General features: G+C 60.7%; 16 protein-coding genes. 13 read left to right on the top strand and 3 right to left on the bottom strand.

Annotated features, from left to right (window positions below; translation table 11 throughout):
- The first annotated feature begins 406 nt into the window (after positions 1-406).
- A complete protein-coding gene (locus NCR40_RS23435) occupies positions 407-1264 on the top strand; it encodes a DUF6566 family protein (protein ID WP_250494223.1) in 858 nt (285 codons plus the stop codon).
- A gap of 57 nt (positions 1265-1321) precedes the next feature.
- On the opposite strand, the gene NCR40_RS23430 is transcribed toward NCR40_RS23435, so the two are convergent.
- Entirely contained in the window at positions 1322-2827 is a 1506-nt protein-coding gene (locus NCR40_RS23430; RefSeq protein WP_250510794.1) for a mannose-1-phosphate guanylyltransferase/mannose-6-phosphate isomerase, read from the bottom strand.
- A gap of 384 nt (positions 2828-3211) precedes the next feature.
- Here NCR40_RS23430 and NCR40_RS23425 point away from each other — a divergent pair, with 384 nt between their 5' ends.
- The 10 genes from NCR40_RS23425 to NCR40_RS23380 are packed head-to-tail and all read left to right on the top strand — an operon-like array spanning position 3212 to position 15995.
- Entirely contained in the window at positions 3212-4603 is a 1392-nt protein-coding gene (locus NCR40_RS23425; protein ID WP_250510793.1) for an undecaprenyl-phosphate glucose phosphotransferase, read from the top strand.
- A 56-nt stretch (positions 4604-4659) separates the two neighbouring features.
- Positions 4660-6057, top strand: coding sequence for a UDP-glucose dehydrogenase family protein (locus NCR40_RS23420; RefSeq protein ID WP_250468654.1), 1398 nt, complete (start codon positions 4660-4662; stop codon positions 6055-6057).
- A gap of 9 nt (positions 6058-6066) precedes the next feature.
- Positions 6067-6510, top strand: a complete 444-nt coding sequence (locus NCR40_RS23415; protein ID WP_250510792.1) for a low molecular weight protein-tyrosine-phosphatase — start codon at positions 6067-6069, stop codon at positions 6508-6510.
- On the top strand, positions 6489-7685 hold the full coding sequence (locus NCR40_RS23410; protein ID WP_370652230.1) for a polysaccharide biosynthesis/export family protein: 1197 nt from the start codon (positions 6489-6491) through the stop codon (positions 7683-7685). Before NCR40_RS23415 ends, NCR40_RS23410 begins: the two co-directional genes overlap by 22 nt.
- A gap of 32 nt (positions 7686-7717) precedes the next feature.
- Entirely contained in the window at positions 7718-9949 is a 2232-nt protein-coding gene (locus NCR40_RS23405) for a polysaccharide biosynthesis tyrosine autokinase (protein ID WP_502801020.1), read from the top strand.
- A 29-nt stretch (positions 9950-9978) separates the two neighbouring features.
- Positions 9979-10950: a glycosyltransferase family 2 protein gene (locus NCR40_RS23400; protein ID WP_250510856.1), complete on the top strand. Its 972-nt coding sequence runs from the start codon at positions 9979-9981 to the stop codon at positions 10948-10950.
- Entirely contained in the window at positions 10947-12074 is a 1128-nt protein-coding gene (locus NCR40_RS23395) for a glycosyltransferase (protein ID WP_250510791.1), read from the top strand. Before NCR40_RS23400 ends, NCR40_RS23395 begins: the two co-directional genes overlap by 4 nt.
- Before the next feature lie 4 nt (positions 12075-12078).
- The gene (locus tag NCR40_RS23390; protein WP_250510790.1) at positions 12079-13593 is read left to right on the top strand and encodes a glucose-6-phosphate isomerase; all 1515 of its coding nucleotides are present in this window, start codon (positions 12079-12081) and stop codon (positions 13591-13593) included.
- Positions 13590-14768, top strand: a complete 1179-nt coding sequence (locus NCR40_RS23385) for a glycosyltransferase family 4 protein (RefSeq protein WP_250494217.1) — start codon at positions 13590-13592, stop codon at positions 14766-14768. The genes NCR40_RS23390 and NCR40_RS23385 overlap by 4 nt, the downstream gene beginning before the upstream one ends.
- 60 nt (positions 14769-14828) lie before the next feature.
- Positions 14829-15995 carry a glycosyltransferase family 4 protein gene (locus NCR40_RS23380; protein ID WP_250510789.1) on the top strand — a complete coding sequence of 389 codons (1167 nt, stop codon included), beginning with the start codon at positions 14829-14831 and terminating at the stop codon, positions 15993-15995.
- 63 nt (positions 15996-16058) lie between these two features.
- Here NCR40_RS23380 and NCR40_RS23375 read toward each other — a convergent pair whose 3' ends face one another.
- Both NCR40_RS23375 and gmd read right to left on the bottom strand, forming a co-directional pair.
- Positions 16059-16976, bottom strand: a complete 918-nt coding sequence (locus tag NCR40_RS23375; protein ID WP_250510788.1) for a GDP-mannose 4,6-dehydratase — start codon at positions 16974-16976, stop codon at positions 16059-16061.
- A 6-nt stretch (positions 16977-16982) separates the two neighbouring features.
- The gene (gene gmd, locus NCR40_RS23370) at positions 16983-18026 is read right to left on the bottom strand and encodes a GDP-mannose 4,6-dehydratase (RefSeq protein ID WP_244829983.1); all 1044 of its coding nucleotides are present in this window, start codon (positions 18024-18026) and stop codon (positions 16983-16985) included.
- 281 nt (positions 18027-18307) lie between these two features.
- Here gmd and NCR40_RS23365 point away from each other — a divergent pair, with 281 nt between their 5' ends.
- Complete coding sequence (locus tag NCR40_RS23365; protein WP_502801017.1) at positions 18308-20503, top strand: NHL repeat-containing protein; 2196 nt, start codon at positions 18308-18310, stop codon at positions 20501-20503.
- Positions 20504-20518: 15 nt separating this feature from the next.
- Positions 20519-22030, top strand: a complete 1512-nt coding sequence (locus NCR40_RS23360) for an oligosaccharide flippase family protein (RefSeq protein ID WP_250510787.1) — start codon at positions 20519-20521, stop codon at positions 22028-22030.
- Positions 22031-22042: the final 12 nt, after the last annotated feature.

The raw sequence follows: 22042 nt of genomic DNA, 5'->3' as shown, positions 1-22042 counted from the left end.
CACCAAGGTTTTTTTAGCGCTTCACAAAGATTATTTTTTGCGCTAAAGAATGCCGTCCTGCCGCGCTAGCCCATGCTTTAGGTCTTAGTGAAAAAACTGCTAAGTTTCGCTCAAAAAGTCTTGTGTTGTCATATTCGGACAAACCATAGTAATGGTATGCTTCCTGCACATATTCTTCATACACGAGCTGGACTACGCGTCGTGCGCCGGTTTGGTTAAATTGCTGCACCAAGAGCGAAAACCGAATCGGACGAATGCACCATTTTGTTGTTCGAGCAAACGTTTGCGAGTACCTCGAGATCCTTCGTTCGCGTGCTGACAAAGCCGGGGTTTGTGCTTCGTCGTCAGTGCTTGACCAGTACGCAGACCGATATCCGCAGCGCAGTCGACTGCATGGAGCAAAGCAATGTTTTTTAGCGAACTCAGCAATGAAGAGTGGGTATTGGTCTCCCAAATCATAGGAGAGAGCGAAGTCCGCGAGCATAGGCGCGGGCGTCCCAAAGCCCATCCACGTACAGTAGTCAATGCCGTGTTGTGGATTCTCACCACAGGCGAAACCTGGTCCAGATTGCCAAGCCATTACCCAACGGTTCCAACCTGCCGGCGCCGTTTCGTCGAATGGCAACTGAACGGCATTCTCATCGAGATCGTCAAGGTACTGGCGAACGCGGGCCGTTCTTTCGCCTATGTACCGCGTCAGCCGGTCACCGAAGCGGCGCCGCGTCCTGCGCCCGTGGCGTACGAATGTGACCGTCTGCGCGGTGTGTTTTGGCAGAACCCGGAGTCGTGGCAAACGCCGGGCGCCTTGCCGTTCAACAGTCTCGCGAGCACGCCACGGCGTCTGCCGGAAGCGCGCGACGTGGCGCAAGCCAATGCGTCCGTGCTGACGGTCAGGCGCATGCGCGCATCGCGTCCCGCGCGGCCGTACGAGGCGCCGTTGCCCTTTGAACCGGCGTGTCCGCCGGTCGTCGATGCGCGCGGCTACAACATCTATCCCATCGCGCGGCCGGTGTCCGGCAACATGTTTCGCGGCTGGGCGGAAATCGTGAAAGACGGGCGGCGTATCGAGCGTTCCGGTTTGATCGGGCCGCGCTTCGCTTCGTCGGATGAAGCGCGCACGTATGCGCTCGAATGGGCGCGGCGCTGGATCGCGGCCGAAGCCACGCGCGGCGATACACCCGATGAAGTGGACATGGAGTCCGCTCAAGTCATGCAGCCTGAAGAGCGACCGGTCGAGCGCATGACGCTCGAGATGCGCGACTAAAAATACGAACGCGCGGACCAGCTTCTAAAGGCTGGCCCGCGCGCTCTTGCTTAGAGCTTAATTTCTGCCGTAAGTATCTTCGAATCGCACTATGTCGTCTTCGCCGAGATAAGTCCCCGACTGCACCTCGATGATTTCAAGCGGCATCTTCCCCGGATTTTCCAGCCTGTGTTGAATGCCGATAGGGATATACGTCGACTCGTTCTCGGCCAGAATGAACGTTTCCGTTCCCCGTGTGACGAGCGCCGTTCCCCGCACCACGACCCAATGCTCGGCGCGATGATGATGCATCTGCAATGAGAGGCGCGCGCCCGGTTTGACGACAATGCGCTTGACCTGGAAGCGGTCGCCCTGATCGACCGAATCGTAATGTCCCCACGGCCGGTGCACCTTGCGATGATCCGCAGCCTCCGTGCCGCGCTCGGACTTGATGCGCCCGACAATTGCCTTAACGTCTTGCGCGCAAGATTTATCGGCAACGAGGATTGCATCGGCCGTTTCGACCACCACGAGATTTTGCGTACCCACGCACGCAATCAGCCGCCCTTCGGAATGCGCATAAGTCGATGAAGCGCCCTGGAACATCACGCGTCCGCGCGCGACATTCGAGGAATCGTCCTTAGGCAATATGTTCCAGATCGCATCCCATGAGCCGACATCGGACCAGCCTGCGTCGAGCGGCACGACAGCACCCGTGAAGGCCTCCGTGGCGCGTTCACCCGCAAGTTGCTCCATCACCGCATAGTCGATCGAATCCGACGGCGACGCCGCGAACGAATCGCGATCCAGCCGGAAGAACTCGCCATCGTCGCTGCCTTTATCGAATGCCGCGACGCACGCTGCATGAATAGCCGGCTGATAGTGTTCGATAGCTGCAACCCAAGTCGATGCGCGCACGATGAAAATGCCGGCATTCCAGCCATATTCGCCCGATTCTAGATACTGACGCGCGAGTTCGAGATGCGGCTTTTCGACGAAGCGCTCCAGCTTCCACGCGCCGCACGGCAGAGCTTCGCCGCTCTTGATATAGCCGTAGCCCGTTTCCGCATGCGAAGGCACGACACTCAAGGTGACGATCGCCCCTTGCTCCGCGCATTGCGCGCCGGTCGCAATCGCTCGATGAAACTCGTCCTGATTTGCAACCACATGATCGGCGGGCATGACGACGAGCACTGCATCTTCGCCTGCGCGTGACGCATGAATGGCCGCTGCAGTCAGCGCGGGCGCCGTGTTGCGCGGCACGGGTTCGAGTACGAGCCGCGCGCGCCGGCCTTGCCCGCGCAGTTGTTCAGCCGTCGTGAAGCGATGCTCCTCATTGCACACGATGATGGCATCCGCCACGCGCAACGTCTTCTCCGCGGACACCGAGCCAAGACCATCGAGCCGATTGGCAGTGGCCTGCAGCAACGACTGCTCGCCAATGAGACCGATGAGCTGCTTGGGAAAATGTTCGCGCGACATTGGCCAAAGACGCGTGCCCGAACCACCTGCAAGGATCACGGGTTGAATGGCTAGGCGCGTATCTGCGGCGACCGTGGCGAGCACGGTATCTGAAGCGTTCATGAAAAGCCTCCTGGCGTTGATCGCCTGATTCGGTAAGGCAATTTTTAGCACGCAGCAAAAGAGACGTTAAAACAAAAAAATCATGACGCGGCGCTGCATTTATTCGTTGAAAGCAACCTCGACTGTCATGCGTTCGAGTGCCCGAATATTTTTTGCTAAGCGAGCCGATGCCTGCAAAGCCCCGTCCAGCAAGGGGGTCTTGAGCAAATAATTCTAAAAAAATCAGGCTGAACACGCAGACATATTTTCGCGGTTGCGGCGCCTTAATTATTCCGATTCCATATGCCTGAACAGCGGATGGACAAGAGCACCCAAGCAATTTGCTGGCGACTCCATCCGCGACAAGACGAATATGCGGGCGATCTTTCTTCCAGGGGTAAAGCGATGCTGAGCGTGCTATCGAGAGTCGTCGACATTGCCATGGCGGTGCTGGGCGCAGCGCTCGGCGCGTCGCTCTATGCGGGCGCTTTCGTATGGGTCGACGACGTGGAAGGCACCATGCTCGCGTTTTCATGCGTGCTGATGGTGATGACGTTTCCGTCTCTCGGCATCTATCAATCATGGCGCGGCAAGCCGTTCTATGACCTGCTGCTGCGCTTGATCGCGGCTTGGATTCTGGTCGAAAGCGCGGGCGTGCTGCTCACCTTCAGCATTCATCGCGCGGAGTCGCTGTCGCGCTTGTGGCTGATTTACTGGGCTGCGTCGACCATCGGTTTGTTGATCGTCACCAAGACCGTGATTTATACGGCGCTCAGGTTTATCCGCCGCGAAGGCTTCAATCAGAAGACGGTGGCTATCGTCGGCTCGGCGCCTTATGCGAAGTTCCTGATTGGCCAGATGCGCAATCGTCCCGAAGCGGGCTTTAGCCCCGTGCTCGTCTTCGACTTGCAACTCGACGCAAACGATTCACCCTTGCAAGGCGATGCCTTCAAGGGCGTGCCTATCGAACGCGATCTCGCGGAATTGACCAAGCGTGTGCGCGGCCGTGCGATTCGCGAACTATGGCTTGCCTTGCCGATTTCCGAAGAGCAGACCATTCACCGCCTCGTGAACGAGTTTCGCGACGACTTCGTGAACGTGCGCTTCATTCCGGATGTCCGCAGCCTCTCGTTCTTCAGCAACGCGGTGGTGGATTTGCTCGGCGTGCCCGCGATCAACCTGGCGGCATCGCCGATCACGGATGTGAAAGTGCTTCCCAAGCTCGTCTTCGATCGCGTCTTCGCCGCTCTGGTGCTACTTGGCATGGCGCCGTTGCTCGCGGTGATCGCGTTGATGGTGAAGCTCTCGTCGCCTGGACCGGTGTTTTTCAAGCAAAAGCGCAAAGGAATCGACGGATACGAGTTCGAGATCTACAAGTTTCGTTCGATGAAGGTACACACCGAAGCGAGCGGGCAAATAACGCAAGCGCGTCGCGGCGACAAGCGCGTGACGAAGGTCGGGGCGTTCCTGCGGCGCACGAGTCTGGATGAGCTTCCGCAGTTCATCAATGTGCTGCGCGGCGAGATGTCGGTGGTCGGGCCGCGGCCGCACGCGCTCGAACATGACGATATCTACAAGGACCTCGTCAAAGGCTACATGCATCGCTACCGCATCAAGCCGGGCATCACGGGATGGGCGCAAGTGAACGGCTATCGCGGCGAGACGGATCGCATCGAAAAGATGTCGGGACGCGTAAAGCTGGATCTCTACTACATGCAGCACTGGACCTTCGGACTCGACATGAAGATCGTCGCGCTGACGCTGTGGAAGGGCTTTGCAGGCGCAAACGCGTATTAATCGGCAGACAAAGTAGTTAGCGATGCAACGATATTTTCACTACCTGGAGCAGGACCATGAAACTGACGATCATCGGCAGCGGCTACGTGGGGCTCGTAACCGGCGCATGCCTCGCGGACATCGGCAATGAAGTACTGTGTCTCGACGTCGATCGACGCAAGATCGCCATTCTCAACAGCGGCGGAATTCCGATCCACGAGCCGGGACTCAAGGAAGTGATCGATCGCAATCGCGAAGCGGGGCGGCTCTCGTTTTCGTCAAATGTGCAGCAGGCGGTCGAACATGGCGAGATGCTGTTTATCGCGGTGGGTACGCCATCCGACGAAGACGGCTCCGCCGATTTGCAATACGTGCTCGGCGCCGCGCGCGATATCGGCCGCTATATGAACGGCTTCAAGGTCGTCGTCGATAAATCCACCGTTCCGGTTGGCACCGCTCGACGCGTGAAGGCTGCGATAGAAACCGAGTTGGCCGGACGCGGCGTCGATCACATGTTCTCGGTGGTCTCGAACCCCGAGTTCCTCAAGGAAGGCGCGGCGATAGAAGACTTCACGCGGCCCGACCGCATCGTGATTGGTTGCGACGACGACGTGCCCGGCGAGCGCGCCCGCGATCGCATGAAGCGCCTCTATGCGCCATTCAACCGCAATCACGAACGCACGCTCTACATGGACGTGCAGTCGGCGGAATTCACGAAGTATGCGGCCAACGCAATGCTCGCCACGCGCATCTCTTTCATGAACGAGCTCGCGAATTTCGCGGACCGTGTGGGCGCCGATATCGAAGCGGTGCGGCGCGGCATCGGTTCGGACCCGCGTATCGGTTATGACTTTCTGTACGCGGGCTGCGGCTATGGCGGTTCGTGCTTTCCGAAGGACGTACGTTCGCTGATCCAGACCGCGACGGAATTCGGCCATGAGATGAGCATTCTCAAGGCGGTCTCGAACGTCAACGAGGCGCAGAAAGATACGCTCACGCGCAAGATCGTCGAACGTTTCGGCGACGATCTCACGGGACGCACCATCGCGCTTTGGGGACTTGCGTTCAAGCCCAATACCGACGACATGCGCGATGCGCCGAGCCGCGTGCTGGCCGCTGCGTTGCTCGAACGCGGCGCATCCATCGTGGCTTACGATCCCGTCGCCGTGGATGAGGCGCGCCGCGTCTTTGCCATCGACCTGCACGACAAGCCCGATGCGCTCGGACGTCTCACGTATGCGAACAATCACAAGCAAGCGCTCGACGGCGCGGATGCACTCGTGATCGTCACCGAATGGAAAGTCTTCAAGAGTCCTGATTTCGACGCGATCAAGCGACGTCTCAAGACACCCGTGATCTTCGATGGCCGCAATCTTTACGAGCCGGAAACCCTCCAGGAAATGGGCATCGAGTATCACGCGATCGGGCGCGGCGTGCGCCACGTCGAACGTGACGTGACGGCGAGCGTGGCCTAGAGCGCGCGCATGTTCGGAAGCGTATTGATCGTCTGTCACGCCAACATCTGCAGAAGCCCCGCCGCCGAAGCGCTCTTTCGTGCGCATCTCGCGCGGCGCGGTGGCCGTCCGATCGAGTTTCGTTCGGCGGGTCTCTATGCGCATGAAGGCGACGACATCGACCCGACCATGCAGCGTCTGCTCGCCGAACTCGGGCTGGATTCGTCGGGGCATCGCTCGCGCCGCTTCAATCGTCAAATGGCGCGCGATGCCGAATTGATCCTCGTGCCCGAGCGCAAACAGATCGATGCGATTTCACGACTCGCGCCCACGACGCGCGGCAAGGTGCATCTCTTAGGCAAGTGGGAAGACTCGGAGGTGACAGACCCGTATGGCGGCCATGAAGCCGCTTATCGGGAGAGTGTCGGACTCATCGAACGTCTGGTCCTTGGATGGCTAAACAAAATATGCTGATTTCGCGCTTGTCTAAGTACTCGATTTTGCTGACGACCTTTTTGTCGGCCTTGATTGCCGGATGTGCCGCCACACCGGGAAACTTCCTGAACACATCGCGTCTGCAGGACAACGACCCCACGCCGACCGCGACCTATCCCGTGCGTCTGATCACGGCGCAAGTCGTCGCAGAGGAAATGACCGCGCCTGAAGTCGCGCAACCCTTGCCGCCCGCGCGCTTCGCCGACGAATCGCAATACGTTTATCGCGTGGCGCCGCAGGACATTCTAGGCGTAACGCTCTGGGATCACCCCGAACTGACGACGCCGCAAGGCAGCACCCTGTCGATGGGCGGCAACACCACGCAAACCGTCGCGGGCGCGCTGGCGCAGCCTTATACGCAGGCTTTGCCGGGACAGGCCGATCCATACGGTCAGACGGTCTCCGCGGACGGCTACATCTTCTTTCCGTTCATCGGCAAGACGCGTGTGGCGGGCAAGACCGTCGGCGAGATTCGCGACGAACTCGCGGCCAAGCTCTCGCCGTATATCAAGAACCCGCAGCTCGATGTGCGCGTGCTGGCCTATCGCAGTCAAAAGATCGCGGTGACGGGCGAAGTGAAGACGCCGGGTCCGCTCGCCGTGAGCGATGTACCGCTCACGCTCGTCGATGCCATCACGCGTTCTGGCGGCACGACGACAGAAGCCGACCTGCAGCGCGTGCGCCTCACGCGCGGCGGCAAGCTCTATGTACTCGATGCAAACGGCATGCTCGATCGCGGTGATGTCTCGCAGAACGTCATGCTGCAATCGGGCGACATCCTCAACATCCCGGACCGCTACGACAGCCGCATCTTCGTGATGGGTGAAGTGAAGACGCCGATGCCGGTGAACATGGTGCGCGGCCGTGCATCGATTGCGGATGCGCTCACGCAAGCGGGCGGCGTGCTCGATACCGACGCCAACGTGCGCCAGATTTATGTCGTGCGCGGCGTGCGTGCGAATCCTTCGCAGCCGGACATCTATCGCCTGGACATGTCGCAACCGGATTCGCTCTTGCTGTCGACGCAGTTTCAGCTTCGTCCGCAAGACGTGGTCTATGTCGGAACGGCCGGCGCGGTGCAGTTCAATCGCCTGATCAATCAGGTGCTGCCGACGCTGCAGACGATCTTCTACCTGAAGCAACTGACGCGCTGAGCGTTTCAACCATTACCCGTGGCGGGAGCCGAATCGTGGATATGCAAGCTCATCCTTATTTGCAAAAGCCGGATGAAGAGGACGTGGTCCTCGGCAATCTGATCCAGGCCGTGATCGACGATATCTGGTGGCTGATCGGCGTCGCTGCTTTCGTCATCGCGGCGGCGGCTGTGTACTGCTATCTCGCGCGGCCCATCTACTCCGCCGACGCGCACGTGCGCGTCGAGACCAACGACAACACGTCGCAAGCGCTGACGCAGACGCAGACGGGTCAGGCCATCAACAGCGGATCGAGCGCGCTGCCGACGGATGCGGAAATAGAGATCATCAAGAGCCGTGGCGTGGTCGCGCCGGTGGTCGATCAATGCAAGCTGAACTTCGCGGTATCGCCCATGACGATGCCGTTTTTCGGCAGCATCGCGGCGCGGTTCGCGACGCCCGGCCAGCCCGCGAAACCTTGGTTCGGCATGACGAAATACGCGTGGGGTGGCGAGGTGATCGACGTCGATTCCGTCGATGTCGAGCCGCGCTACGAAGGCAAGGACCTGATCCTCACCGCACTCGGCGATGAACGTTTTTCGCTCGTCGATCCGGACGGTCATGCGCTCTTGCAAGGCAGGGCCGGCGCAAGCGCAAGCGGCAATGGCGTGACGCTGCTGGTGACGAAGCTCGTGGCGCGCCCCGGCACGCAGTTCAAGGTAATGCGCGCGAACGACCTGAGCGCCATCGGCGCGTTTCAATCGGGGATCACGGTGACGGAGCAAGGCAAGCAGACCGGCGTGATTCAAATATCGCTCGAAAATCAGAATCCGGACAAGGCGGCGGAAATCGCCAATGCGCTTGCGCAGTCTTATCTGCGTCAGCATATCGAGAGTAAGCAGGCCGACGCCAGCAAGATGCTCGAATTCCTGCGCAGCGAAGAGCCGCGTCTGAAGTCCGATCTTCAGCGCGCGGAAGCGGCTTTGACCGAGTATCAAAGGCAAGCGGGCGTCATCAACGCAAGCGACGAAGCCAAGGTCTATCTCGAAGGCAGCATCAATTATGAAGCGCAGATTTCCGCGCTACGTTTGCAGATTTCGTCACTCGAGCAGCGTTACGGTAACGCGCATCCCGCGTTGCAGACCGCGCGCGATCAGCTCTCGCAACTCGAAGCGCAACGCGAACGTTATGCATCGCGTTTTCGCGATCTGCCGCAATCCGAAGTGAAGGCGGTCGCCTTGCAGCGCGATGCCAAAGTGGCCGAAGACATCTACGTGCTGCTGCTCAATCGCGTGCAGGAATTGTCCGTGCAGCGCGCGGGAACGGGTGGCAACGTGCATATCGTGGATGCCGCGCTGCGTCCGGGCGATCCGGTTAAGCCGAAGAAAGTGCTCATCATGTCGGCGGCCGTGATTCTCGGCTTGATCCTCGGCACGGGTTTCGTGTTTGCGCGGCGCGCAATCTTCAAGGGCATCGACGATCCGGAAAGACTCGAACGTGTCGCTGCATTGCCTATCTTCGGCCTCGTGCCGCAAAGCGCGGAACAGATCAAGTTCGATACCGACGCGCGCCGCTATCAGAACCGTGGCGATCGACTGCGCGAGACGCCGATCCTCGCGACCATGCGTCCGAACGATGTCACCGTCGAGATCATGCGCAGCCTGCGCACGTCGATTCAATTCGCGTTGATGGAATCGCGCAATCGCGTCGTCATGTTCACGGGGCCAGCAGCAGGCGTCGGCAAGAGCTTTCTGGCGGTGAATCTTGCCGTGCTGCTCGCGGCGACCGGCAAGAAAGTCTTGCTGATCGACGCCGACATGCGACGCGGTAAGCTCGAACGTTCCTTCGACGGCGAACGCGTGCCGGGTCTTGCCGAGTTGCTTGCGGGGAACATCGGGCTCGAAGAAGCGATACGCACGACGCGCATTCCATCGCTCGGGTTCCTTGCCGCGGGCAAGCGTCCGGAGAATCCTTCGGAGCTATTGATGTCGCCGCGTCTTCAGCAGTATCTCGATGGCCTGAGCCGCGCGTACGACGCAATCATCGTCGATACGCCGCCGGTGCTCGCAGTCACGGATGCGCTGATCGTCGGCAAGCTCGCGGGCGCCAACTTCCTCGTGCTGCGCTCCGGCGCACATAACGAAGCGGAGATCAGCGAAGCCACGCGCCGTTTGCGCACGGCGGGAATCGCGGTGCAGGGCGCGATTCTCAATGGCACGCCATTGCGGGCACGCGGCTACGGGCGCTCGCATTACGCGAGCACGGAAGAATATTTGAGCGCATGAAGTCGATTCGAGAGGAACGAGCCATGACTCTGAAAGTTTCCGTGGTGGTGCCGACTTATCGGCGCCCGGCGGACCTCAAGCGCTGTCTTGCCGCACTGCGCGCGCAGACGCATTTGCCCGATGAAGTGCTGGTCATTGCGCGTCCGGAAGACGATGCGACCGCGCGACGTCTCGCCATCGAGATGAAAAGCGCGAACGGCTTTACGTTGCGCGTGATCGATACCGGCGCGGGCGGCCAGGTCGCCGCACTCAATCGCGGGCTGGAGGCCGCGCAGGGCGACATCATCGCCATCACGGACGACGATGCGGCGCCGCGCCCCGACTGGACCGCGCGCATCGTCACGGCATTCGCGCGCGATACGCAGCTCGGCGCAATCGGCGGACGCGACTGGGTCCACGAGAAAGGCCGCGTGCTGGATGCGTCGCGCGAGGAGGTGGGCGTGATCCGGCGCACGGGGCGCATTGTCGGCAATCATCATCTCGGCGTGGGCGCGGCGCGCCGTGTACGCATGCTGAAGGGTGCGAACATGAGCTATCGGCGCGTGGCCGTGGCGATGCTGCGCTTCGATACGCGTTTGCGCGGCGCGGGCGCGCAAGTGCATAACGACATGGCGTTCAGCATGAGCGTGGAGCGCGCGGGATGGCATGTGATGTACGACCCGCTGATCGCGGTGGATCACTTCCCGGCAGAACGTTTCGACGATGATCGCCGCGACGCGCAAACGCTCAACGCATTAAAGGACGCGGCCTACAACTTCCACCTGATCCTGAGCGAACAACTGGCATCGTTCGATCGCGAGGTCGCGTGGCTTTGGTATGCGTTGATCGGTACGCGCGTGTATCCGGGTGCGCTGCACGCGCTTGCTGCCGCGCGTTTCGGATTGCCGCGCGCATGGCAACGCTGGCGCGCGGTCCGACGAGGCGCATATGAAGCGCGCCGCGATGCACGACATTCGCGCGATGACGCCACGCAATCCATTCATGCCGCGAGGACGCTATGACTCACGTGCACGTGCATCTCTTTCATGGCGCGGACCCACGGCACTACCGTTCCGGCGACAAGATCGGCTGCCTCTACGGCTATCACCATGCCGAATCGCCGGAGTTCGTGCTTTCCTATTCACGCGATGCCGCCGAAGGTAAGCCGATGCGCATCTTGCGGCGCGCGCTTAAGGCGATCGTAGGGTTCGACTTCATTCATACGTGGCGCAATCGCGATGACATCTTGTCCTCGGATGTCGTATGGACGCATACGGAGCACGAGCATCTTTCGGTCGCGCTGTTGCTGCTTCTCAAAGGCCGGCGCAAGCAGTCGCCAGGCTCGCCGCTCTTGCTCGCGCAGTCGATCTGGTTGCTCGACAAGTGGGCGGGTTATGGCGCGTTACGTCGCTGGGTGTATCGCAAGCTGATCGACAGGGCCGATATTCTCACCACGCATTCCAGCGTGAATGCAGCGCTGGTGCGCGAATACTTCGACCGTGAAGCGACCCAAGTCTTCTATGGTCTGAACATGCAGGACTTCACGGTGCAAGAGCCGCGCGAATGGACGCCGCACGCGCCGGTGCGCATCGGCGCAATTGGCAATGACCGTGACCGCGACTGGCCGACGCTTGCCGCCGCGTTTCGCAACGACGCGCGCTATGAAGTGCGAATTGCAACGCGTCGCCGGGTGCCGGCGGCCTTGCGTGCGTCGAATGTTCATGTGGCGCCTGCAATCGGTCTCAAGGCCGCGCGCGAGGTCTACGATTGGGCCGACGTGATCGTCGTGCCATTGCGCGCGAATACGCATGCCTCGGGGCTGACGGTGCTGCTCGAAGCCATCGCGCTTGGCAAGCCCGTGATCGTCACCGATGTCGGTGGCCTGCGCGACTACTTCGGCGCAGGACATGTCGCCTATGTGCCCGCGCACGATTCCGCCGCCATGCGCCGCGCGCTCGATGACATGCGCTCGAACCCGGCGCTTGCGCTTCATCGCGCACAAGCGGCGCTGCGGCATTTCATCGAGCAGGACTACACCACGCGGGAATTCGCGCTGCAGCACGTGAGGATTACGCGTGAGGCGCTGCGTCCTTCGTTCGGACGCAACATGCATACGCGTTCACAACCGACGCACCGCACGAGTTGATGCGATGACCGCACCCACGCTTCCTCATTCCCCACGCGCCCCACGCGATCTCGCCGGTCGCATCGGCAAGGTCAGCGAGGACTCGACGCACACGCGCAAGGGCGCACCGGAGTGGACCGCGCAAGCCATCGTCTGGGGCTTGACGACGCTGCTCGTGCTCGCCAAGCAAGGCACCGTGCTCACGCTCGCCTTCCCGTTGATGGCCACGCTTGCAGCGCTATGGCTCTACTTCAAGAGTCCTGCGCGTTATGTGGGCTTCATGTGGTGGGTCTGGTTTCTGAGCCCCGAAGTGCGGCGTCTCGCGGACTGGGGCAAGGGCGGCTTCACGCCGACGAGTCTCATTCAGATTGCGCCACTCGTCGTCACGATGATCTGCGGCATCACGCTCTTGCGGCAATATCGCGTGCTTGCGCAACGGCGCGGCCTGCCGGTGCTGCTGATGCTGCTCGGTATCGCGTATGCGTATCTCATCGGGGTGGCTGCGAGCGGGCCGATGGCCGCCACTTACGACCTCGCCAACTGGCTTTATCCGGTGCTGATCGGCTTTCACATTCTCGTGAATGCGCACGAGTATCCGACGTATCGCAAGGTCATGCTCGATACGTTCGTGTGGGGCCTCTTCATCATGGGCGCATACGGCATCGTGCAATTCTTCGTCATGCCGCCGTGGGACGCCATGTGGATGATCGGCTCGCAGATGAACTCGCAAGGCGAGCCGGTGCCGCTCGGCGTGCGTGTATTCAGCACGATGAACTCGTCAGGGCCGTTTGCGCTCGTGGTCATGGCCGCGCTGACCTTCGTGATGGCGGGCACGCAGCGCGTCAAATGGATCGCGGGCGGTCTCGGCTTCGTATCGTTCGGTCTTTCGCTCGTGCGCTCGGCGTGGGGCGGATGGATCATCTCGATGGTGTTGCAGCTCATCAAGGCAAGCAACCGCGTGCGCTTGCGGATACTGCTTGGCGCCATCGTGCTCGTCGGAATCTCGATCCCTTTGATGACCGTCGGCCCGATTGCCGACCGTCTGGGCACGCGTCTGCAGACCATGACCAACCTGAGCGACGACAGCAGCTACGCCGCACGCAACGAGTTCTATGCGAACTTCATGGTCACCGCCTTCACCGATGTCACCGGCGAAGGTTTTGGCGCTACCGGAACCTCGACGAAACTCGCGAGCGCAAACGGTGATCTTGGCAAATACGGCAGCTTCGATAGCGGTCTCATGAACGTGCCGTTCGTGCTCGGCTGGCCCGGAGGATTGATGTATGTCGCGGGCGTGGGCCTCTTGCTCGTGCGTGCATTACGCGCTTCATTTTCCCTGCGCGACGACAAGTTCGCGCAAGCGTGCCTGAGTCTTTCATTTTCGATGGTCGGCATTCTCGTGTTCGCGAACACCTTCGTCAGCACGGGCGGATCGTTGCTGTTCATGAGCCTCTTTTCGATCATCGCCGCGCGCCATCATGCCAAGCTCACGCGCCGGCGCGCCACGTTTTCTCCTTCCATCACGAGGTCAAGCCGATGAAGATCGCGATCGTCACGCACGTCGTGCGTCATAACGACGGCCAGGGGCGCGTCAACTACGAGATTGCACGCGCGGCGCTCGCGGAAGGGCATGACGTGACGCTGATTGCGTCGCATGTTGCGCCCGAACTGCTGCAAAACCCGCGATTGCGCTGGGTGCGCGTGACAGCGGGCCGCTACTGGCCGACGCGGCTGCTCAAGCAACAGGTCTTCGCCATCAAGAGCGCCTGGTGGTTGCGCACGCATCGCGATGAATACGATGTCCTGCACGTGAATGGCTTCATCACGTGGGCAAGGGCCGACGTGAACACCGCGCACTTCGTCCATGGCGGCTGGACGCGTAGCCCGTATTATCCGTTTCGCTTGAGCGGAGGTGTCTGGTCGGCGTATCAGGTGATCTATAGCCGCATGAATGCGTGGCTCGAAGGATGGGCTTATCGACGCTCGCGTGTGATCGCGGCGGTATCGGAGAAAGTGGCCGAGGAGATACGCGCGGGCGGTATAGAGCGAAATCGTGTCGAAGTGGTTTATAACGGCGTGGACACGGCCGCTTTCTCGCATGCGAGCAAGAACCGCGCGATGTTCAGTCTCCCCGATGACGCATGCCTGTTGCTCTTCGTCGGCGACTTGCGCACGCCGCGCAAAAACCTTCAAACGGTGCTACAAGCGCTGGTGGGTCTGCCGCGTAGCGTGCAGCTCGTCGTGGCGGGTTATCTGCCGGGCAGTCCTTATCCGGAGCAGGCGCGCATTCTCGGCATTGCGGACCGCGTGCATTTTCTCGGGCTCGTCAAGGACATGCCGACCTTGATGCATTCCGTCGATGTCTTCGTGTTTCCCTCGCGTTACGAAGCCATGAGTCTTTCGCTGCTCGAAGCGCTTGCAGCGGGTCTTCCCGTGGTGACGGCGCAAACGGCTGGAGGCGCGGAGATCATAGGCGACACGTGCGGCATCGTGCTCGACGATCCCGACGATGAACTGGCACTCGCACGCGCCATCGATACGTTGGCGCATTCGCCCGCACGTCGCGCCGAAATGGGCGAAGCGGCGACGCAACTCGCGACCAATTTCAACTGGGCGCGCATGGCGCGTCGTTACCTCGACCTTTATCGCAGCTTCGCGCAGCGTGAGCGTTCACCCGCCCCGCTTGCTGCAACCTCCGCGCAAACAGGCGTCTGACCGCTCAACCCGAGATTATCCCGAGCTTATCCCGAGACTAACCCGACCTTGGACCCACACATGAGCACGCACACTATCAAGTCCCTGCAAATCGGTATGCATTGGTTCCCCGAGCGCGCGGGCGGACTCGATCGCATGTATTACACGCTGGTCGGTGCGCTGCCCGCAGCGGGCGTCGAAGTGCGCGGCGTGGTCGCGGGCTCGCCTCGAGTGGCTGTCGATACGGGCGGCGCGATTCGCGGCTTCGGTCCCGCCGCGCAGTCGTTGCCGCGACGCCTGATGAATGCGCGCAACGCATTGCGCGATACCTTGAAGAGTGAGCGTCCCGATGTCGTCTCCTCGCACTTCGCGCTTTATACGTTTCCTGGTCTCGATGTGACGCGCGGCATCGCGCAGGTATCGCATTTTCAGGGGCCTTGGGCGGATGAGAGTCATGTGGAAGGCGCCGACTCGTTCGGGCAGCGCGCGAAGTTCATGCTGGAGCGGCGCGTGTATGCGCGTTCTTCGCGGCTGATCGTCTTGTCGGAAGCGTTCGGGCAGATTTTGAGCACGCGCTATGGCGTGCCGGAAGAGCGCATTCGCGTGGTGCCGGGCTGCGTGGACGTTGCGCAATTCGACCTTAAGATGACGCGCACCGAAGCGCGCAGGCGTCTGCAATTGCCGGTGGGAAGACCGATCGTGCTCGCGGTGCGGCGGCTCGTGCGGCGCATGGGACTCGAATCGCTGATCGACGCGATGACGCGCGTGAAAGCGAAGATCCCCGATGTGCTACTGCTGATCGCGGGCAAAGGCCGGCTTGCGGATGAGTTGCAGCAGCGTATCGATGCAGCGGGCTTACAGGATAACGTGCGCCTGCTCGGCTTCGTGCCCGATGAGCAGCTCGCCGCGCTTTATCGTTCCGCCGATGTGAGTATCGTGCCGACAGTCGCGCTGGAAGGTTTCGGCTTGATTACCGTGGAATCGCTGGCTTCGGGAACGCCGGTGCTGGTTACGCCGGTTGGTGGCTTGCCAGAAGCGGTACGTGGACTATCGGAGGACCTCGTGCTGGCATCGACCGGCGCGGATGCTATCGCCGATGGACTGATCGCCGCGTTCGATGGATCGCTCGATCTCCCGAGCGAGGCGGATTGCAGGCGTTACGCGTGGGAACATTTCGATCGCGGCGTGATTGCGCGGCGCGTGGCTGCGGTTTATGAGGAAGCGATTGACGCGGGACCGGTGCATTGAAAAACGATAAAGCGCTTCCGCGGATAACCGCCGAAGCGCTTTTAATCGACGCTCAAGCGCAAATCAGACCGCTACTCGCGTGCTCATATACTCGTACATCCACTCCAACGTGCGATCGATCGGTGTAGCCGGCACTTGCCCGATCACCCGCCGCAACTTGCGATTGGACCCGACGAGCCGCGCGATCTCATTGCGTCTCAAGAAACGCGGATCGACGAATACATCGATCTTGTAGCCGGCTATGCGCGCAAGCATTTCAAGCACCTCGCCAAGCGAATGACTACGCCCGGAGCAGATATTGAACGTCTCACCCGCAGGCGCCGCTTCGAGCAATTTCGCATAGGCGGCCACCACGTCCCGTACATCAGAGAAGTCGCGCGACACATTCAGATTGCCGAGCGAGATGCGCGCTTCATGCCGTGCGTAGTGCCCGACGATCTTCGGCAACACATAGTCTTCGCTTTGCCCCACGCCCGTATAGTTGAACGGCCGCACGAAGAAGATCGGCAACCGGTCCATCCATAGCCGCGATGCCTGTTCCATCGCGAGCTTGCTGACCGCATAGTCGTTGGCGGGCTTGATATCGACATCTTCATCGATCACTTCCACCACTGCGTTGCCATACACATTGGCCGTGCTTGCAAGCAAGACCGCGCGCGGCTTGCGGTCGAGCGCGGCGAGCGCGGCAAGCAGGTTACGCGTGCCGACGATATTCACGAGATAAGTCGTGCTCGGCGTGTTGCCCGTGACATGCGCCGCGCCCGCCAGGTGCACGACGACATCGGGCCGCGCATCGGCGACGAATGACTTGAGGGCGTCAGCGTCGAGCAGATCGACGGGCAGGCCGACGACATTGGGGACATCGGCTTCCGGCGAAGCGGACGTGGTGCCCCAGACGTCGTAGCCTGCGTTCATCAAATGCGCCGCCATGTGGCGGCCCGTAAAGCCGGAGAGCCCGGTTATGAGTGCGCGACGAGGCATGGGCGTTCAGAAGGTAGGCTGCAATTCGTTACGCTTCAGGTCCGCTTCAACCATCATCTGGCAGAGCGCTTCGAGCGTGGTCGTGGGATGCCAGCCCAGCTTTTCGCGTGCCTTGTCCGCGCTGCCAATCAACAAATCCACTTCCGCCGGACGATAGAACTTCGGGTTCACGCGCACCAGCGTGCGTCCCGTCGATATGTCGATACCGCGTTCGCGCTCGCCTTTACCGGCCCATTCAAGTTGATAACCCGCTGCGGCAAATGCCATGCGCACGAAGTCGCGTACCGTCTCCGTGCGATTGGTGGCGAGCACATAAGTATCGGGCTCGCTCGCCTGCAGCATGCGCCACATGCCTTCCACGTATTCGGCGGCAAAGCCCCAGTCGCGCTTTGCGTCGAGATTGCCAAGCTCGAGCAACTCTTCCTTGCCGAGCTTTATTTTTGCAACCGTATCCGTTATCTTGCGCGTGACGAATTCACGGCCACGCAACGGCGATTCGTGATTGAACAAGATGCCGCTGCATCCGAAGATGTTGTACGACTCGCGATAATTGATCGTCGTCCAATGAGCGAACAGCTTGGCCACACCATATGGGCTACGCGGATAAAAGGGCGTCTCCTCCGATTGCGGAATCGCCTGCACCTTGCCGAACATCTCCGATGTCGATGCCTGGTAATAGCGGATCGTCGGATCGATCACGCGCACGGCTTCGAGCAGATTGAGTGCGCCTAAGCCCGTGACGCCCGCGGTCGTCGAAGGCTGATCGAAGGAGACGCCCACGAAGCTTTGCGCCGCGAGGTTATAGAGCTCGCTTGCTTCGGCGGATTCGAGCAGACGCAGGTTCGAACCAAGATCGGTCAGATCGTGCTCAACCAGCTTGAGCTTCGGATGCCGGTCTATACCGAGTTCCGCGATACGCCAGAAATTCACCGAGCTCGTGCGCCGATACGTACCGACCACTTCGTAACCTTTGTCGAGCAGCAGCTTGGCAAGATACGCGCCGTCCTGCCCCGATACTCCGGTGATGATCGCCTTGTTCTGCGTGGCCATGGTGTTACCTCGTCGGTGATGTCATGAGGCGATTCTAGGCAAAAGAAATCGGAAAAAAACCTTTAGCAATTTTTAATGAGCGCGCCATTCGGCGCTTAGGAAAAGACGTTTCTTAAGCCATGCGAATGCCATTTAGCAGACGAATATTTTTCGTTTTTTTAGCTTTATTTGGCCTCTAACCTGCAAAGCGTCGGACCGCGACTCTTCTCGTTGATGCGACCAGACGACGTCCCGATGCATCGAGCGCACCCGGCGTGCACGCAGTTTTATCGGAGGCCCCGTTGCGGCGTCATTCGTTCTTCACTTCCGTTTGCAAGCTGATCTGTTTGCCGCTCGCGTGCGTGGCGGCTGGCGCATTCGCGACGCCGCCCGTGCTCGATGCAAAGACATCGTGGATAGGCAATACGTCGGGCTTTGGCGACGGCACATGGACGCAGATCAACATCACGGCGATTGCCGTTGCGCCCGATGGCCGCGTGTTCACCAATGCGCCGTGGGACGAAAGCGGCGCGGAAGCGAGCGTGTATCGCGATGGCCGCATGTCGAGTTACGCCGGCGGCACGCATGGATGGGGCGCTTCCGGCGGCAATGCCGTTGCAGTGAATTCGCGCTATGTATTTGTCGCCGTCGGCGTAGGTAACGAACGAGGCCGGCTCGTCAAGCAAGGCGTGTGGCCGCCTGCGGGCAAGCAGTGGTGGGGCGTATCGCGTCGCGATATCAACGACGTCAAGCGTCCCGTGCCTTTCGGTGCGAGTGCATTGGAAGAAAAGGACCCGCGCGCCACGCTGGCGCGCAGCTTCCTCACGATCAACGAGTCGAACGACGCACGACAGGACGTAAGCGGTCTTGCTGCAAGCGAAACAAGGCTTTATGTGGCGAACACGGCGCTGAATTGCATCGAAGTCTATGACGCGCAGTCGATGCAAAAGGAAGCGCAATGGAGCGCGCCGCAGCCGGGGAAAATCGCGCTGTCGGCGGATGGTTCCTTATGGGCGATCGTGGAGAGCAATGGCGATCATCCGCGCATCGCGCATTACGCCGCATCGGGCGCGTTATTGGACGATGCGCCGCGGTTGAATGCCGATAGCAGCGCGGTGGATATCGCCATCGACAGAGAAGGGCGTCTGCTTGTAGCCGATAACGGGCCGCGTCAGCAAGTGTTGTTCTTTATACGCAAGGCGAATGCTTATCACGAAGCTGGCGCGTTGGGCGAGCGCGGCGGCATCTTCTCCGGCGTTGCGGGAACGCCGGGCCCGCGTCGCTTCAATGGCCTGACAGGCGTGGGTGTCGATGCCGCTGGCAACGTCTACGTGTCGACGAACGGAATAGGGCCACGCACGGGTTCGACGGGCGCCGGTCTTGGCGCGACGCTGGAAAGCTATGCCGCCAATGGCGCGTTGCGTTGGCAGACGCAAGGGCTTCTTTTCGTCGATGGCGCGTGGATCGATCCGGGCCGCCCCAATAGCGTCTTTACCGGCAACAAGCGGTTCGAGCTGGATCTGTCAAAGCCTGCGGGACAGGACTGGAAATACGCGGGCTTTCTGTCGGGCCGCTTCAAGTATCCCGACGATCCGGTGTTCCACGTCGATCAATGGCCGGGCATGCCTATCGCAAGAAAACTCGATGGCCGCGCGTTCCTGTATCTGACCGACATGTATGCGGATCACATGAAGATCTATCGCTTCGATGCGAAGCATGACGGCGAGCTGGCAATTCCCTCGGGCTTTATCGCGGGAAGACCACGCCCCGTGCAGAACGTGCCGAACCGCCCCGAAGGCGGCGAGTGGATTTGGCGCGATAGCAATGGCAACGGCCGCTTCGACGAAAGCGAATTCAAGCGTAATCCGGGCACTGCGCGCATGACGGGCGGCTGGGGCTGGTGGGTCGATATCAAAGGCGACATCTGGCGCACGAGCGACGTGAAGGGCATTTATCGCCTGCGCTATGGCGGCCTCGACAAGCAAGGCAATCCTGTCTACGACTACGAAAACATCGAGACGTACCCCGTTCCCGCGCCGTTCACCGAATTGCGCCGCGCGATCTACGACGCGGCAAGCGACACGCTCTATGTCACCGGTTATACAGCGGACGCGCCTTACGACAAGCGCTATTGGAAAGAGGTCGGCAAGCGCCTCGTGCGCTACGACCACTGGTCCGACGGCCCGCATCAACGCTATGCAATCGACTTGCCGTGGGATACGCAGAAGAAGCCGCTATCGACCGTGATTGGTGTGACCGTCGAAGGGCAATACGTGTTCGCGGTCGAGCCTGTTGGCGACGTGCACGTGTTCGACAAGGACTCCGGCAAAGAGGTAGGCGTAATCAAGCCGGGGGCGGAAGTCGGTCATGCGTCGGGCTGGGTGGACGTACCCAATGGCGTGAGCGCCTATAGGCGCGGCGGTGGCGAGTACCTGGTGTTCGTCGAGGAAGACGCACGAGGCAAGGTGATGATGTACCGCTGGAAACCCGGCACATGAAGTCGCGAGGAACCGATGGAAAAGAGCATGGTCAGGAACGTCGGCATCAACTTCGTCGGGTTGATCCTGCCGACATTCGTATCGCTTGCAACGGTGCCTGCCTATATCCACCTCGTAGGCGTGGAGCGTTATGGCGTGATCAGTCTCGTATGGACGCTGATCGGCTACTTCGGGATTCTCGATCTCGGCATGAGCATGGCCGCGCAACATCAGATAGCGAAAGCGCATGCGGCCGGGGATATGGCACAGCGCGCGCAGGTCTTCTGGAGCGCGGTGTGGCTCAACTTCGCGACGGGCGTGGCAGGCGGCCTCGCCATCTACTTCGGCGCGTTTCTCTATACGGCGTATGTGGCGCACTCCGCACCGGCCTTGCAGCATGAGGTTTATCGCGCGTTGCCGTTTCTCGCGCTCGCCATTCCCATTGCCAATGTGTCGTGGGTTTTTGCTGGCGCGATCAACGCGATGGAACGCTTCGGCATCTATAACGCCAATCAGACCTTCGGCACTTTCCTGTTCCAGTTGCTGCCGCTCGGTGCTGCGTGGTTCATCGCGGCCAATCTGCAAACGGTGCTAGCTGCCGCGGTCGTCGCGAGATTGCTTGCGGCCATTCTGCTTGGAAGAGCGAGTCTGAAGCTGCTGGCGATACGCCGCATCGATTGGCCGAAGCGTGCCGTTATGGGCGGGCTCTTTCGCTTCGGCGGCTGGATGCTGGTCTCAACGATGACCTCCATGCTCACCGATTCGCTCGATCGCGTTCTGCTCGGCGCGCATCTCGGCGCGCGTTTCGTCACGTATTACACGGTGCCGCAGAACCTCGTCACGCGTCTCAACATGCTGCCCAACGCGATGGTGCGCACCCTGTTTCCGCGCCTTTCATCGATCGATCGCAGCGACGCCGGCAAGATGGCCGCGACATCGCTCGAATTCCTCAATGGCGTATTTACGCCGCTCGCGATCTTCGCGATGCTCGTGCTCGAACCGTTCCTGCATGTGTGGATCGGCGCTGACCTCGCCATCGCAAGCGCGCCGGTAGGCCGCATTCTTGTGATCGGTGTATGGCTCGTCGGTCAGGCGAGCGTCACGCGCATCCTCATTCAGTCGCAGATCAACCCCGCTTCGGCTGCACGTGCAGGACTCTTCCAGTTGCCGTTCTTCGTGGCGCTTCTATGGTTCGGCATTCAACGATACGGGCCGGTTGGCGCCGCAAGCGTGGTTGCCCTGCGAGCGCTTGCGGACTATGCGGTGCTCTTGTGGCTGACCCGTGTGCGCGCAACCCCGATTGCGCTCGACATGCTTGCCCATCTCGCGTTTCTGCTCGCGGGGCTGGTGCTTGGCTATCTGATCGATGCCATGGCGCATCCGCTCTATGCAATATCCGCTGCCGCCTTGCTCGCACTCGTCGATGCGGGATGGTCCGTGGTGACGCGGCCGGCCTTGCGTGCGTTTTTGCTTGCAGTGTTACGCAAGGCCGCCGGGCGTTTTGGAAGACGCAATCATTTACCGTTGAAGGCGAGGAGTGACGCATGAAAACAAATATCG

This window comes from Caballeronia sp. GACF4, from assembly GCF_023631025.1.
Classification (GTDB): Bacteria; Pseudomonadota; Gammaproteobacteria; order Burkholderiales; family Burkholderiaceae; genus Caballeronia.
This window is presented reverse-complemented; position numbering and strand designations above follow the sequence as displayed.

What these genes read in the sequence shown, in the direction of transcription:
- NCR40_RS23395 (WP_250510791.1), top strand. Translation starts at nt 10,947, where the DNA reads ATGACTCACGTGCACGTGCATCTCTTTCATGGCGCGGACCCACGGCAC.
- NCR40_RS23410 (WP_370652230.1), top strand. Translation starts at nt 6,489, where the DNA reads ATGGCTAAACAAAATATGCTGATTTCGCGCTTGTCTAAGTACTCGATT.
- NCR40_RS23380 (WP_250510789.1), top strand. Translation starts at nt 14,829, where the DNA reads ATGAGCACGCACACTATCAAGTCCCTGCAAATCGGTATGCATTGGTTC.
- NCR40_RS23390 (WP_250510790.1), top strand. Translation starts at nt 12,079, where the DNA reads ATGACCGCACCCACGCTTCCTCATTCCCCACGCGCCCCACGCGATCTC.
- NCR40_RS23435 (WP_250494223.1), top strand. Translation starts at nt 407, where the DNA reads ATGTTTTTTAGCGAACTCAGCAATGAAGAGTGGGTATTGGTCTCCCAA.
- NCR40_RS23415 (WP_250510792.1), top strand. Translation starts at nt 6,067, where the DNA reads ATGTTCGGAAGCGTATTGATCGTCTGTCACGCCAACATCTGCAGAAGC.
- NCR40_RS23425 (WP_250510793.1), top strand. Translation starts at nt 3,212, where the DNA reads ATGCTGAGCGTGCTATCGAGAGTCGTCGACATTGCCATGGCGGTGCTG.
- NCR40_RS23385 (WP_250494217.1), top strand. Translation starts at nt 13,590, where the DNA reads ATGAAGATCGCGATCGTCACGCACGTCGTGCGTCATAACGACGGCCAG.
- NCR40_RS23420 (WP_250468654.1), top strand. Translation starts at nt 4,660, where the DNA reads ATGAAACTGACGATCATCGGCAGCGGCTACGTGGGGCTCGTAACCGGC.
- NCR40_RS23360 (WP_250510787.1), top strand. Translation starts at nt 20,519, where the DNA reads ATGGAAAAGAGCATGGTCAGGAACGTCGGCATCAACTTCGTCGGGTTG.
- NCR40_RS23375 (WP_250510788.1), bottom strand. Translation starts at nt 16,976, where the DNA reads ATGCCTCGTCGCGCACTCATAACCGGGCTCTCCGGCTTTACGGGCCGC.
- NCR40_RS23430 (WP_250510794.1), bottom strand. Translation starts at nt 2,827, where the DNA reads ATGAACGCTTCAGATACCGTGCTCGCCACGGTCGCCGCAGATACGCGC.
- gmd (WP_244829983.1), bottom strand. Translation starts at nt 18,026, where the DNA reads ATGGCCACGCAGAACAAGGCGATCATCACCGGAGTATCGGGGCAGGAC.